Here is a 13,537-nt window from a genome sequence, read left to right as displayed (position 1 = left end):
GATGAAGGGGCGGCTGAGCGGGTGCGGGGGGAGGCTCGGGCGGCTCGGGCGATGTTGAATTAGTTCGCCTCCTCGCCGTGGGAGGTTCTGCTGTCGTGCGGCTGCGGGTGCATCGTGGCTGGTCGCGCAGTTCCCCGCGCCCCTAAAGGCGTTGCCCCTGAGCGGCGCTCTACAACCAGCCCTTCTCCCTTGCGATCCTCACCGCCTCCGCCCTGTTTCGTGCCGTCAGTTTCTGGATTGCTGTCGAGAGGTAGTTGCGGACCGTTCCCTGGGACAAGTGCAGGGCTGCTGCCAGGTCCGCGTTCGTGGAGCCGTTCTCCGCCGCTCTCAGGATCTCTCGCTCGCGGTCCGTCAGAGGGTTGGCGCCCTCGGCCAGGGCCGCTGCCGCCAAGGTGGGGTCGATGACCCGTTCGCCTGCGAGGACCTTCCGTACCGCCTCGGCCAGTTGGGCCGCGGGGGCGTCCTTGACGAGGAAGGCGTCGGCGCCGGATTCCATGGCGGTGCGGAGGTAGCCGGGGCGGCCGAAGGTGGTGAGGACGACGAGTTTCACGGCCGGGAGTTCCTTGGACAGCAGGGCCGCGGCCTCTATGCCCGTCGCGCCCGGCATCTCGATGTCCAGGAGGGCCACGTCGACGTCGTGCTCGCGGGCGGCCGGGAGGACCTCGTCGCCGCGGGCCACCTGGGCGACGACCTCGATGTCGTCCTCGAGGCCGAGCAGGGCGGCCAGGGCCTCGCGGACCATCGACTGGTCCTCGGCGAGCAGGACCTTGATCGTGGGGCTCATGGCGCGGATTCTACGGCCGTCGCGGGGGCGGTGACCGGGACGCGGGCGGTCAGGCGGAAGCCGTGCCTGGTGCCTGCCGCGTCCAGGGTGCCGCCCGCCTTCTCCAGGCGTTCCGTCAGACCGGTCAGGCCGTTGCCGGGGCCGCCGCCCTGGTCGCCGGAGCCGTTGTCCTCGACGGAGAGTTCGAGGACGGGGCCGTCGAGGGTCTGGCGGCGCAGGAGTTCGACCGTGCAGCGTCCGGCACCGCTGTGGCGGACGACGTTGGTGATCGCCTCGCGCAGGGACCAGGCCAATGCCGTCTCGCCGTCCTCGGTTACACCGGTGAGGTCCGGTTCGGCGGCGGGCAGGTCCGCGGTGACTCCGGCGGCGGTCAACGCGACCTTGGCGCCCGCCAGTTCGGCGGCGAGGCGAGGGCGGCGGTAGCCGGTGACGGCCTCGCGGACGTCCACCAAGGCCTGGCGGCTGACCTGTTCGATGTCGGCGACCTGCTGGGCCGCCTTGTCGGGGTGGTCGGGGAGCATCCGGCCCGCGAGCTCGCTCTTCAGCGTGATCAGGGAGAGGGAGTGGCCCAACAGGTCGTGCAGGTCCCGGGCGAGACGCAGCCGCTCCTCGTTCGCGGCGAGTTGGGCGACCGTGGCGCGGGCCTCACGCAGCGCGACCGTCGTGCGGACGAGTTCGCGTACGCCGGTCATGGCGAAGCCGCCCAGCAGCGCCGGGATCAGCAGGCCGGCCAGGAACGCCTTGCCGCCCGGTGTCGCGAGCGCGACCACGGTCATCAGCGCGGACGCGCCCGGGATCGTCCAGCGGGCCATGCGCGGGGGCAGGGCAGCGCCGGACGCGATCGAGACGTAGACGAACAGGACCAGCCACTCGCGGCCGAGGGCGAGTGCCAGGATCGTGGACTGGGCGGCGAGGACGCCGAGGGAGGCGAGGACGACCTTGTTGCGTTCACCGCGGCCGGAGCGGAAGAGCAGCAGCATGTACCAGGTGACGAAGGCGCACAGGCCGATCCAGCCGAGGATCCGCACGCCCGTGCTGTGGCCGCCGTGCAGCAGGTCATTGGCCGGCGCGCTCAGGTAGACCAGCCAGATGCCGGTCCACATGAGCTTGATCAGCCGCTGCTTGTTGTTCTCCGGGCGCTGCCCGATGCCGCCGCCTGTGCCGCTCACGCCTTCAGAGTGTCCTTCCGGTACAGCCAGGCCGCGCCGCCCGTGAACAGGGCGAAGGAGACGGCGAGGACGACGAGGTCCTTCGCGTGCGGGGCCCGGCTCTGTTCGATGGCCTGCCCGAGGGCAGCGTACGCGTGCGTGGGGACCCAGGCGGCGATGTCCTGGAGCCACCGCGGGAAGGTCGTCGTGGGCATCCACAGGCCGCCGAGCAGGGAGAGCCCGAAGTAGACGATCATCGTGATCGGGCGCACCGCGTCCCCGGTCGCGGAGTATCCGATCGCCACCCCGAGCGCGGCGAAGACCAGGCTCCCGGCCCAGATCGCGCCGGTGAGCGCGAGCCACTGCCAGGCGTCGAGCCGTACGTCCTTCACCACGGCGGCGACGACGAAGATGACGACGATGGACGGCAGGCTCACCACGGCGGCGCTCGCGGTCTTGGCGATCACGTACCCGCGCCCCGGCAGGGTCGTCAGCCGCAGCTGCCGTACCCAGCCGCTCTCGCGCTCCTTGGCTATGCGCTCGCTGTTGCCCATCAGGACGGCCGTCAGCGCGCCGAAGGAGGCCATCGAGACCATCATGTACGTCGGCAGTGTCAGGCCGGTGCCGTCGACCTTCGTCGTGCCGTCGGCGCTGCCCGCGATCAGCAGGAACAGGATCGACGGGTAGAGCACCGAGAAGAACAGGAACTTGCGGTTGCGCAGGGCGCGGGTGAGCTCCAGCCGGATCAGGCCCTTCATGAGGTACGCGCCTCCTCGGCGGTGGTGATGGCGACGAACGCCTGCTCGAGGCCGAGCCCGGCGACTTCGAGGTTGCGGGGGTAGAGGCCGAGGCCGTAGAGGGAGTGGACGGTCGCGTCGGCGTCGGAGGACTGGAGCCGGACCGTACGGCCGGAGACGTCGATCGTGGTCAGGAAGGGCAGCGTGCGCAGGGCGGCCTCGTCCACGGGGCCGTCGGGCAGGTCGAAGGAGATCCTGCGGGCGCCTGCCTTCGCCTTGATCTCGGCCGCCGTGCCGTCGGCCAGCAGCCGGCCGCGGTGCAGCACGAGCACGCGGTCGGCGATGGCGTCGGCCTCCTCCAGGTAGTGCGTGGCGAACAGGACCGTGCGGCCCTGGTCGGCCTGTTCGCGCATGGTGGCCCAGAAGGCCTGGCGGGTGGTGACGTCCATGCCGGTCGTCGGCTCGTCCAGGACGATCAGGTCGCTGTCGCCGGCGGTGGCGAGGGCGAAGCGGACACGCTGGGCCTGGCCGCCGGAGAGCTTGTCGACCCTGCGGTCGGCGATCTGGGTGACGCCGGCCCGGGCGAGGACGTCGGCGACGGGGTACGGCCGCGGATGCAGATCGCAGGCCAGCCGCACCAGCTCGGCCACCGTGACCTCGTCCATCAGCCCGCCGCTCTGCAGCATGGCCCCCACCCGCCCGGCGACGATCGCCTCGCGCGGCTCGGTGCCGAAGAGGCCGACCGTGCCGCTGTCGGGCCGCTTGAGGCCGAGCAGCAGATCGAGGGTGGTCGACTTGCCCGCCCCGTTCGGCCCCAGCAGGGCCACGGTCTCCCCCGGGTGCAGCGCGAGCGTCAGGCCGTCGACGGCGCGCACATCGCCGTAGCTCTTGGTCACCTGGTCGAATCCGACCACTGTCGTCGTCATGCGCTCCAGGGTGCCCGCGCGGGCCCCCGGGGCGGCAGTGTCGGCGGTCCTGACTGCCGGATGACAGATGTCATACGACGGCCAGGGGGCACCCGGCTAGTGCCGGGTGCCCCCTGGTCCGAGCGGCTTCGCTAGCTCGGGTTGGTGTCGATGGTGACGGTGCGCTCCGCCGCCGTCTTGGCGCGCAGGGCCTTGCGCAGGGCGGAGGCGACGTCCTGCGGCAGGACGTCGCGCTTGCCGCTCGCGCCGTTGATCTGCACGCCGTCGAAGGTGGCGCCGTACGCCTCCTTGAGCGCCTTGAGGTCGTAGGTGTCCACGAGCTTGCCGTCCACGGCCTTGACGCCGAGGATCTTCGGCAGGGACAGGGAGCCGAACGGGATGCTGTGGGCGGCGTCCGTCTGGATCGTGACCTTGTTGGCCATCGCCGGTTCGGCGAACTCCTTCATGAACCGGTCGACCTCGGCGTTCGTGATCGTCGGCTGTTGGGTGGTCGTGGGGACCTGCACCGCGGCGGACGTGCCCGTCTCCACCTGGGTGCGGTAGGCCTCCTCGACGGCCGCCGTCGACTTGGCGACGTCGATGCCCTGGCCCGCCTTGCCGTACACGGCGACGGCCTTGCCCGACTTGAAGGTGACCGTGCCCTCGGTCACCGAGCCGGAGCCGCCGGAGGCGTCCTCCAGGGCGGCGTGCAGCTTCTCCTCGTCGGTGGGCATGACCGGGTCGACGACGCGTTCCTGGCCGAACAGCGCGCCGATGACCGAGACCGGGTTGTAGTCGCTGGTCGCGGCCGCGCTGACGGTCTGCTGCATGTCGAACTGCAGCCCGGCCTTGTCCGGCTCCAACGTCACGGTCTTGCCGTCCACCGACAGCTTCAGCGGCTTGTTGACCCGCTCGTCGAAGGCGTCGTTGAGCTTCTTGACCGCGTCGTCGCGGGTGCCGCCGCCGATGTCGACGCCGAGCACGGTGGTGCCCTTGGGCACGTCGGAGTGGGCCATCAGCAGGCCCGCGCCGTAGACGCCGCCCGCGAGGACGATCACTCCGCCGCCGACCAGCGCCAGCTTGTTGCGGCCCTTCTTCTTGGGCGCGCGGGAGGACTGGGTGTCCGACGAGCCGGTCTCGGGCAGCTTCGGGGGCGTGTGCGGGCCGGAGGGCTCGGTGGTGCCCGGCCCGAAGGGTCCGCTCTGGGCGCCGGAGGGCACGACGGGGATGCCGCTGGTGACGGTGTGGCCGGAGACGTTGTCGGCCACGCCGCCGTAGTGCGGGGTGCCGGGCTCGGGGGCCGGTTTCTGCGGGGTGAGGATCGCGGTGTCGTCGCTGAGCCCACCGCCCGGGCCGAGGCCGGACGCGTGCGGGGCGGCACCGGGGCCTGCGGGGCCGCCGGGGCCTGCGGAGATTCCGGGGCCGGCCGGGGCGCCCGGGCCGCCGGGACCGGGAGGACCACCGGGGCCGGAGGGACCGCCCAGACCGCTGCCGGGGCCGCCAGGGCCACCGGGACGGCTCGGGCCTGCGGAGATACCGGGAGCGCCCGGACCTGCCGGGCCACCGGGGCCGGCGGAGATGCCGGAGCCGACCGGACCGCGCGGACCGCCCGGGCGGCCGGGCGCACCGGAACCACGCGGGCCACCGGGGCCGCCCTGTCCGGCGCCCGCGACCGGCGGCACCGGCGGGCCGTCGCCGGTGACCGGGCCGGTCGTCGGACCCTGGGGGCCGCCCTGGCCGCCGCGGCCGTTCGGGCCGTTGAAGTCGCTCGGGCCGCCGAAGTCGTCGAGGCCGTGGGGGGCGCCGAAGTCGTCGAAGTCGTTCGGGGCGCTGAAGTCGGCGGAGGGGTCGAAGCCGCCGGGGCCGCCCTGCGTGCCGTAGCCGTTCTGGCCGCCTTGACCGTTCGGGCCGTGCTGGCCGCCGCCGTTGTCGGAGAAGTACGGCAGGTCGTCGCGGCGTGCCTCGTCGCCGGGGCGGGCGCCGTTGCCGTTTCCGTTGCCGCGCGGGCCTGCCGCCAGTGCCTCGGTCACGTCGAAGGAACCGGTGCCGCCGCCGTGGCCGGGAGCCACGGGGCCGCCGGTCGCGCCGGGGAGGCCCGCGCCGTTCGTGGCGCCAGGGCGGGAGCCGCCCGGGACGTTCATCGAGCCGACGACTCCACCGGGCCGGCCGGCACCGCCGCCGGCACCCGGACGCGGGCCACCGGGGCCGCTCGCGGCGGGTCCCGAACCGCCGGGCTGACCGGCACCGTTGGAGGGCGCGCCGCCCTGACCGCCCTTGGGCGCGCCGGACTTGCGCGGCGCGAACCAGTCGCTCGTCTTCTCGCCCGCCTGCGCGGTGGGCTCGGCCGGGGGTTCCACGGTGCCGGTGGACCTGGAGGTGGCGGCGGACGGCGCCGGCGTCTCGGCGGGGGCGCCGGCGCCGGAACCCGAGGTCTGACCATCGGTGTCGGCGACGGGCTGGCGTACGACCACGGGCGGAATGGGCCGCGATCCGGGGATGTTGATCCGGATCCGCGTCGTCAGCGTGGTCTCGGTCTTGCGTTCCTCCGGCTGCGTGCCCGAACGGCCCGCGTCCGCACCGCTGTCGGAAGCCATGGGGGTCCCGTACGGCGGCGTGCCCGAGGGGTATGCGGCTCCGCCGTGCCCGTTGGGCCCGGAGGACGGAGTGTCAGTTTCACGACTCAAGGCAGGTTCTCCCGGTTGGCTCCGCCGCCGTTTCGACCCCATTGCTCCGGGCGGCTCGGCGGCGCGCACCACCATACTGGCCACTTCTGGCCCGTATCCCCCGACCGCCTGGGAAACCCACACGGGACTCGCACGAGTGCTTGGTGGAGAAGTGGTACGTCACTTGCCAAGTCGGACGCCGTCGCCCCCTGGTTGCCGCACCGGGGCGAGGGTGGCGCAGATCACAGCCACGGCCATGCCGCCGAGCAGAAAGAGATAGGACGCGGCTCCTGTGCCGAAGACGAAGTCGCCCTCCGGGCGGCTGGCGGTGAGCAGGATGACGGTGATCATCCAGCCGCCGGCGGGTGCGACGGCCCCGGCCCGACTGCCCAGCGCCCGGGCGGCGCCCAGGCAGAGTCCGGCCTCGCCGGCGAGCGCGAGCAGCAGGCCGCCCGGGAACCAGGCGGGCTGCACCAGGGCCCCGGCCAGTCCTACGACCGCTCCGAGCACGAAGAGTCCGAGGTGGGCGAGGGCGCGCAGGGCGGAGGGCCGCTTCAGCTTCAGCGGCTGGGCGAGCATCGAGCTCATGACGCCTCCCCGAGGGTGATTCCGGCGAACAGGTCGGTCTCCTTCTCGGCCTCCGGCTCCGTCGTTCTCTCTCCGCGTACCAACTCGTAGTACTCGGTGGTGAAGAGGGGTTGCGCGAGTTCGTTGGAGAGCGCGAAGTAGGGCGCGGTCGGCTCGGTCACCTCGATCTGGGTGGCGTGCGCCCGCATCGCGGCGGCCTTGGCGGTGGCGTGCGCGGTGCCGTCGACGACGGTGGTGATCCGCTCGTCGTCGACGACACCGGGGACGTCCCCGACGACGGCCGCCTTGCCGAACGGCAGTCCGGGCAGATCCACCTGAAGCCGGGCGAAGGCCTCGTCGGCGACGCCGCGCGGGACGCGGTTCCAGTAGATCTTGGGGATCCGCCAGCCGGCGTCGTCGGCCAGCTCGGCCGCGCGCATGGCGATGCGGTGGGCCTGGATGTGGTCGGGGTGGCCGTAGCCGCCGTCCGGGTCGTAGGTGACCAGGACCTGGGGGCGTACCTCCAGGATGACCTCGACGAGCTCCCGGGCCGCCTGGTCGACGTCCGCCTGCCAGAGACTGGCCGGGTCGTCGTTGTCGGCGATGCCCATCATCCCGGAGTCCTCGTAACGGCCCTTGCCGCCGAGGAGACGGAAGTCCTCGACGCCGAGCTCGCGCATCGCGGCGGTGAGCTCGCCCAGGCGGTGTTCGCCGAGCGCGGTGCCGGTCAGGTGCCGGAGCTCGGGGGGAATGACCTCGCCGTGCTCACCGAGGGTGCAGGTGACCAGGGTCACCCGGGCACCCTCGGCCGCGTACTTGGCCATGGTGGCGCCGTTGTTGATCGACTCGTCGTCCGGATGCGCGTGCACCAGGAGCAGACGCCGGTCGGGCAGTTCCGTCATGGGCCCACCCTACGAGGCCGCACCGACAGCGGCTCGCGGCGCTGCCCGGACTCAGAACTTGATGCCGCCGATCATGCCCGCGATGTTCGTCGTCAGCTCGCTGATCGTGGGAGCGATCGTCGAGGACGCCAGGTAGAACCCGAGCAACATGCAGACGACCGCATGACCCGCCTTCAGGCCTGATTTCTTGATCAGCAAGAAGACGATGATCGCCAGCAGCACCACCGCCGAAATCGAGAGTGCCACGGCGGTTCACCTCCAAGAATCCCAGGGGCGGGGGGTCGGACTATGGGGGCAGATAAATCCATGCAGCAGTCAGCGGGTTCATACCCACTATGCGCTTGTGATCATAACTATCCGTCCGTGCGCATCGATCGGCGCACAGCCGCACAAGGGGGCGCACTGGCCAATATGGTCGGGGCATGACGACCGAGCCTGTCTCCTTCCCCCGTCGGCACGCCCGCACCCAGAGGTTCACGCTCGGCGCGCCGCGCGCGTTCGCGGTGGCGCCCGACGGTTCCCGTGTCGTGTTCCTGCGCTCCAGCTCGGGTACGGATCCGGCGAGTTCGCTGTGGGTGCTCGACACGGCGGACGGCCAGGAGCGCGTGGCGGCCGACCCGCGCGCCCTGCTGGGCGGGGCCTCCGAGGATCTCTCGGCCGAGGAGCGGGCGCGGCGCGAGCGCAGCCGTGAGGGCGGTGCCGGCATCGTCTCCCAGGCCACCGACGCGGCCGTCGAGTTGGCGTCCTTTGCCTTGTCAGGGCGGCTTTTCACGGCCGAGCTGCGAGCCGGCACGGCACGTGAACTCACCGTGCCCGGGCCGGTGATCGACCCGCGTCCCTCCCCCGACGGGCGGCACATCGCGTATGTCGCGCAGGGTGCCCTCAGGGTGGTCGGCGCGGAGGGCGAGGGCGACCGTGCGCTCGCCGAGCCGGAGTCGGAGGGGGTGACGTACGGACTGGCCGAGTTCATCGCCGCCGAGGAGATGGGGCGCTACCGGGGCTTCTGGTGGGGGCCGGAGTCGGACTCGCTGCTGGTGGCGCGCGCGGACGACACGCCGGTGCGCCGGTGGTGGATCGCCGATCCGGCGCGTCCGGAGCGCGAGCCGCAGCAGGTGGCGTACCCGGCGGCGGGGACGGCGAACGCGGAGGTACGGCTGTTCGTGATCGGGCTCGACGGGGTCCGGACCGAGGTCGCGTGGGACCGGGCGCGGTATCCGTATCTGGCGCGAGTGCACTGGTCAGCGGCGGGTGCGCCGCTGCTGCTCGTACAGGCGCGCGACCAGCGCAGTCAGCTGTTCCTGGCCGTGGACCCGGCCACCGGGGCGACCCGGATGGTGCACGCGGACGAAGATCCACAATGGCTGGATCTTTTCCCTGGGGTGCCCTGCTGGAGCCCTTCCGGGCACCTGGTGCGCATCGCCGACGAGGGCGGGGCACGGGTGCTCACGGTCGGCGAACGACCGCTGACCGGGCCGCAGTTGCACGTCCGGGCGGTCCTGGACGTCTCCGACGACGACGTGTTGATCTCGGCGTCGGCGGGTGAGGGCGCGGCGGAGCCCGAGATCGGTGAAGTGCATGTGTACCGGGTGAACGAGCTGGGCGTGGAGCGCGTGTCACAGGAGCCCGGCGTGCACTCGGCGGTGCGCGCCGGGGGCGTGACGGTGCTGGTGTCCCATACGCCGGACCGGCCCGGGGTCCAGGTCCGGGTGCTGCGCGACGGGAAGCAGACGGCGACGGTCCGGTCGCATGCCGAAGATCCCGGTTTGACCCCGCGCGTGACCCTCACCGAAGGGGGCGCACGGCGAATCCCGTGCGCCGTGCTTATGCCTCGGGACTACGCCGGGGACACTCCGCTCCCGGTTTTGCTCGATCCCTACGGGGGACCGCACGCCTCCCGGGTGGTCGCCGCGCACAACGCGTATCTGACCTCGCAGTGGTTCGCCGACCAGGGGTTCGCGGTGGTCGTGGCGGACGGGCGCGGGACGCCGGGACGCTCGCCCTCCTGGGAGAAGGCGGTCCACGGGGACTTCACGGTCTCCCTCGACGACCAGGTCGACGCGCTCCAGGACCTCGCGAAGTCCCACCCGCTCGATCTCTCCCGGGTGGCGATCCGGGGCTGGTCGTACGGCGGCTGGCTGGCGGGTCTGGCGGTGCTGCGCCGCCCGGACGTCTTCCACGCGGGCATCGCGGGCGCGCCGGTCACCGACTGGCGGCTCTATGACACGCACTACACGGAGCGGTATCTGGGCGACCCGGCCGCGCGGCCGGAGTCGTACGCGAAGAGCTCGCTGATCACCGAGGACGGGCTCTCCTCGCCCGCCGAGCCGCACCGCCCGCTGATGATCGTGCACGGGCTGGCCGACGACAACGTCGTGGTCGCCCATGCCCTGCGGCTGTCCTCCGCCCTGCTGGCCGCCGGCCGGCCGCACGAGGTGCTGCCGCTGTCCGGGGTGACCCATATGACCCCGCAGGAGCAGGTCGCGGAGAACCTGCTGCTGCTTCAGGTGGACTTCCTCAAGCGGTCGTTGGCCCAGTGACCGTCCGGCGACGGCATAGCTACGCAAAGGCACACGAACCGCGTTAACACGCAGGCAACTTCGCGGAAGCGGTACCGATATACGGACGGTGGAGGCTGAACAGCGTACGGCCGTGCGGGTGCCGTAAACGGGCCGGGGTGCGCCATGTCACCCCGGCCCGTTGCCTTGCCCCGCCACCACCGTCGCCACCTGAGCGAAGTGGCAGGCCGAGTCGTGCGCCTCGGGGCCGGTCGGCGTCGTCCGCAGCCGCGAGGGGACCGCCAGCACCGGCACCTCCCGGGCGCAGCGGTCCTCGGCCTTCCAGCAGCGGGTGCGGAAGCGGCAGCCGGAGGGGACGTTCGTCGGGGACGGGACGTCGCCGGTGAGGATGATGCGCGCGCGGCGGTCACGGGCCTCCGGGTCCGGGACGGGGACCGCGGAGAGCAGGGCCTGGGTGTAGGGGTGCGTGGGGTGGTCGTAGATCTCGGCGTCCCTGCCGATCTCCACGATCCGGCCGAGGTACATCACGCCGACGCGGTCGGAGATGTGCCGGACGATGGACAGGTCGTGGGCGATGAAGACGTAGGAGAGGTCGAACTCGTTCTGCAGGCGGTCCATCAGGTTGATGACCTGGGCCTGCACGGAGACGTCCAGGGCGGAGACGGGTTCGTCGGCGACGATGACCTCCGGGCGCAGGGCCAACCCCCGTGCGATGCCGATGCGTTGGCGCTGGCCGCCGGAGAACTGGTGCGGGTAGCGGTTGATGTGCTCGGGGTTGAGGCCGACCACGTCGAGCAGCTCCTGGACCCTGCGGCGGCGGTCGCCCTTGGGGGCCACCTCGGGGTGGATGTCGTACGGCTCGCCGATGATGTCGCCCACCGTCATACGGGGGTTGAGCGAGGTGTACGGGTCCTGGAAGACCATCTGGATGTTGCGGCGTACGGCCTTCAGCGCGCGGCCGGAGAGCCTGGTGATGTCCTCGCCCTTGTACTTGATCGAACCGGCCGTCGGGCGTTCCAGGTTGACCAGCATCCTGGCGACCGTCGACTTGCCGCAGCCGGACTCGCCGACGATGCCGAGGGTCTCGCCGCGGTGCAGGGTGAAGTCGACGCCGTCGACGGCCCTGACGGCGCCGACCTGCTTCCTGAAGAGGATGCCCCGGGTGAGCGGGTAGTGCTTGACCAGCCCGCTCACCTCAAGAATCGGCTCGGCCATGCAGACACTCCCTCCAGAAGTGGCAGGCGCTGTGCCGGGCGCCATCCGTGTCGGTGACCTCGTACAGCGGGGGTACGTCGGTGCGGCACAGGTCCTGGGCCAGGGGGCAGCGCGGGTGGAAGGCGCAGCCCTGCGGGATGTTCATGAGGCCCGGGGGCAGGCCCTTGATGGCGTAGAGCTCCCGGCCCTTGTGGTCCAGGCGCGGGATCGACTCCAGCAGGCCCTTGGTGTACGGGTGGGCGGGGGCCTTGTAGATGTCGTGGACCGGTGCGGACTCGACGATGCGGCCCGCGTACATGACGGCGATCCGGTCGGCCACGTCGGCGACGACTCCGAGGTCGTGGGTGATGAGGATGAGCCCCATCCGGTACTCGCGCCGCAGTTCGGCGAGCAGGTCCATGACCTGGGCCTGGACGGTGACGTCGAGGGCCGTGGTGGGCTCGTCGGCGATGATGAGGGCGGGTTCGAGGGCGAGGGCCATCGCGATCATGATGCGCTGGCGCATACCGCCGGAGAACTGGTGCGGGTACTGCTTGACGCGCTCCTTCGCGGCCGGGATCCGCACCCGGTCCATCAGCTCCACGGCCTTCGCCCGGGCGTCCTTCCTGGACATTCCCCGGTGCACGACGAACATCTCGCCGAGTTGGTCGCCGACGGTCAGTACGGGGTTCAGGGACGAGAGGGCGTCCTGGAAGATCATCGCCATTTCGGCGCCACGGAGCTTGCGGCGTTCGTCTTCCTTGAGCTTCAGCAGGTCACGTTCCTGGAAGAGGATCTCTCCTCCGGTGATGCGTCCGGGGGGCATGTCGAGGATTCCCATCACGGCCTGTGCGGTGACCGACTTTCCGGAGCCGGACTCTCCGAGGACGGCGAGGGTTTCTCCTGCGTCGACGGCGTAGGTGACGCCGTTCACGGCCTTTACGGACCCGTCCCGGGTCCGGAACTCCACTTGCAGATCGCGTACTTCGAGCAGCATGGCGCTCCACTGGTTGTGCCGCGATGGGTCGTCGGTCGTCTGCGGGTCCGTTGTGGCTGGTCGCGCCCACGCGGCGGAGCCGCATATCGATACCGCCCCGCGCCCCTGGGGGGTGCCGCGACGGGTCGTCTGGTGTCTGCGGGTTCGTTGTGGCTGGTCGCGCCCACGCGGCGGAGCCGCATATCGATACAGCCCCGCGCCCCTGGGGGCTTGCCGCGCCCGTCGGCTGGAGATGCCCCCGCGTTGCCGCGCACCCCGTCACCTCAGCTTCGGGTCCAGGGCGTCGCGGACCGCGTCGCCCAGCATGATGAAGGCGAGGACCGTGATGGCCAGGGCGGATGAGGGCCAGAGGAGGGCGTGGGGGGCGTTGCGGATGTAGGGGGAGGCCGCGGAGATGTCGATGCCCCAGGAGACGCTGGGGGGTTTGAGGCCCACGCCCAGGTAGGAGAGCGTCGCCTCCAGGGCGATGTAGGTGCCCAGCGCGATGGTGGCGACGACGATCACCGGGGCCACGGCGTTGGGCGCGATGTGGCGGAGCAGGATGCGGGAGTTGGAGGCGCCGAGGGCGCGGGCGGCCTGGACGTAGTCGTTCTGCTTGGCGGTGATGACGGCGCCGCGGGCGATGCGGGAGATCTGGGGCCAGCCGAGCAGCACGATGAAGCCGATGACCGGCCAGACGCTGTTGCTGGTGACCACGGAGAGCAGGACCAGGCCTCCGAGGATCACCGGGATCGCGAAGAAGACGTCGGTGACGCGGGAGAGGACCGAGTCCCACAGGCCGCCGAAGAAGCCGGCGAGCGCTCCCAGCACCGAGCCGAGGACGGCGACGCCGAGCGTGGCGCAGACGCCGACGGCGACGGACGTACGGGCGCCGTAGACCGTGCGGGTGTAGACGTCGCAGCCCTGGCCGTCGTAGCCGAAGGGGTGGCCGGGCGCGGAGCCCTTCTGGGCCTTGGCGAGGTCGCACTTGAGGGGGCTGCCGGAGGCGATCGACGAGGGCCACAGGGAGATGAGGACCAGGAACACGATGATCAGGGTGGAGACGATGAAGACCGGGTTGCGGCGCAGGTCCCGCCAGGCGTCGGACCACAGGCTGCGGGGGCGTTCGAGGGAAGGGGGAGGGG

At 71.7% G+C, this 13,537-nt stretch carries 12 protein-coding genes; 1 reads left to right on the top strand and 11 read right to left on the bottom strand.

The features are described from left to right. Window positions 1-169: 169 nt before the first annotated feature. From L0P92_RS34455 to L0P92_RS34420, 8 genes are all read right to left on the bottom strand, one after another. Entirely contained in the window at window positions 170-784 is a 615-nt protein-coding gene (locus L0P92_RS34455) for a response regulator transcription factor (RefSeq protein ID WP_234766988.1), read from the bottom strand. Continuing rightward, window positions 781-1,953: a sensor histidine kinase gene (locus L0P92_RS34450; protein ID WP_234766987.1), complete on the bottom strand. Its 1,173-nt coding sequence runs from the start codon at window positions 1,951-1,953 to the stop codon at window positions 781-783. The genes L0P92_RS34455 and L0P92_RS34450 overlap by 4 nt, the downstream gene beginning before the upstream one ends. Then, a complete protein-coding gene (locus L0P92_RS34445) occupies window positions 1,950-2,690 on the bottom strand; it encodes an ABC transporter permease (RefSeq protein WP_234766986.1) in 741 nt (246 codons plus the stop codon). Before L0P92_RS34445 ends, L0P92_RS34450 begins: the two co-directional genes overlap by 4 nt. Next, window positions 2,687-3,595, bottom strand: coding sequence for an ABC transporter ATP-binding protein (locus L0P92_RS34440; RefSeq protein ID WP_234766985.1), 909 nt, complete (start codon window positions 3,593-3,595; stop codon window positions 2,687-2,689). Before L0P92_RS34440 ends, L0P92_RS34445 begins: the two co-directional genes overlap by 4 nt. Window positions 3,596-3,726: 131 nt before the next feature. After that, window positions 3,727-6,258, bottom strand: a complete 2,532-nt coding sequence (locus tag L0P92_RS34435) for a hypothetical protein (protein WP_443733829.1) — start codon at window positions 6,256-6,258, stop codon at window positions 3,727-3,729. A gap of 159 nt (window positions 6,259-6,417) precedes the next feature. Next, a complete protein-coding gene (locus L0P92_RS34430) occupies window positions 6,418-6,825 on the bottom strand; it encodes a DUF6113 family protein (RefSeq protein WP_234766983.1) in 408 nt (135 codons plus the stop codon). Next, complete coding sequence (mshB, locus tag L0P92_RS34425; protein WP_234766982.1) at window positions 6,822-7,706, bottom strand: N-acetyl-1-D-myo-inositol-2-amino-2-deoxy-alpha-D-glucopyranoside deacetylase; 885 nt, start codon at window positions 7,704-7,706, stop codon at window positions 6,822-6,824. Before mshB ends, L0P92_RS34430 begins: the two co-directional genes overlap by 4 nt. Before the next feature lie 51 nt (window positions 7,707-7,757). Next, complete coding sequence (locus L0P92_RS34420) at window positions 7,758-7,952, bottom strand: hypothetical protein (RefSeq protein ID WP_030048865.1); 195 nt, start codon at window positions 7,950-7,952, stop codon at window positions 7,758-7,760. Between the two features lie 176 nt (window positions 7,953-8,128). On the opposite strand from L0P92_RS34420, the gene L0P92_RS34415 reads away from it, so the two are divergent. Further along, window positions 8,129-10,243 carry a S9 family peptidase gene (locus L0P92_RS34415; protein ID WP_234766981.1) on the top strand — a complete coding sequence of 705 codons (2,115 nt, stop codon included), beginning with the start codon at window positions 8,129-8,131 and terminating at the stop codon, window positions 10,241-10,243. Window positions 10,244-10,390: 147 nt separating this feature from the next. Here the strand turns inward: L0P92_RS34415 and L0P92_RS34410 are convergent, their stop codons facing one another. The 3 genes from L0P92_RS34410 to L0P92_RS34400 all read right to left on the bottom strand — a co-directional run. Further along, complete coding sequence (locus L0P92_RS34410) at window positions 10,391-11,437, bottom strand: ABC transporter ATP-binding protein (RefSeq protein ID WP_234766980.1); 1,047 nt, start codon at window positions 11,435-11,437, stop codon at window positions 10,391-10,393. Continuing rightward, a complete protein-coding gene (locus tag L0P92_RS34405; RefSeq protein ID WP_234766979.1) occupies window positions 11,418-12,413 on the bottom strand; it encodes an ABC transporter ATP-binding protein in 996 nt (331 codons plus the stop codon). The genes L0P92_RS34410 and L0P92_RS34405 overlap by 20 nt, the downstream gene beginning before the upstream one ends. Window positions 12,414-12,671: 258 nt before the next feature. Further along, window positions 12,672-13,537: ABC transporter permease (locus L0P92_RS34400; RefSeq protein ID WP_234766978.1), on the bottom strand; the 866-nt coding region annotated here is incomplete at its 5' end.

This window comes from Streptomyces muensis (assembly GCF_021474425.1).
GTDB classification, from domain to species: domain Bacteria; phylum Actinomycetota; class Actinomycetes; order Streptomycetales; family Streptomycetaceae; genus Streptomyces; species Streptomyces muensis.
Note: the sequence above shows the minus strand (reverse complement) of the source record. Positions and strands in the feature narration are given on the sequence as shown.

Coding starts and splice junctions, on each gene's coding strand:
- L0P92_RS34440 (WP_234766985.1), bottom strand. CDS start 3,595: ATGACGACGACAGTGGTCGGATTCGACCAGGTGACCAAGAGCTACGGC.
- L0P92_RS34410 (WP_234766980.1), bottom strand. CDS start 11,437: ATGGCCGAGCCGATTCTTGAGGTGAGCGGGCTGGTCAAGCACTACCCG.
- L0P92_RS34415 (WP_234766981.1), top strand. CDS start 8,129: ATGACGACCGAGCCTGTCTCCTTCCCCCGTCGGCACGCCCGCACCCAG.
- L0P92_RS34455 (WP_234766988.1), bottom strand. CDS start 784: ATGAGCCCCACGATCAAGGTCCTGCTCGCCGAGGACCAGTCGATGGTC.
- L0P92_RS34405 (WP_234766979.1), bottom strand. CDS start 12,413: ATGCTGCTCGAAGTACGCGATCTGCAAGTGGAGTTCCGGACCCGGGAC.
- L0P92_RS34430 (WP_234766983.1), bottom strand. CDS start 6,825: ATGAGCTCGATGCTCGCCCAGCCGCTGAAGCTGAAGCGGCCCTCCGCC.
- L0P92_RS34445 (WP_234766986.1), bottom strand. CDS start 2,690: ATGAAGGGCCTGATCCGGCTGGAGCTCACCCGCGCCCTGCGCAACCGC.
- mshB (WP_234766982.1), bottom strand. CDS start 7,706: ATGACGGAACTGCCCGACCGGCGTCTGCTCCTGGTGCACGCGCATCCG.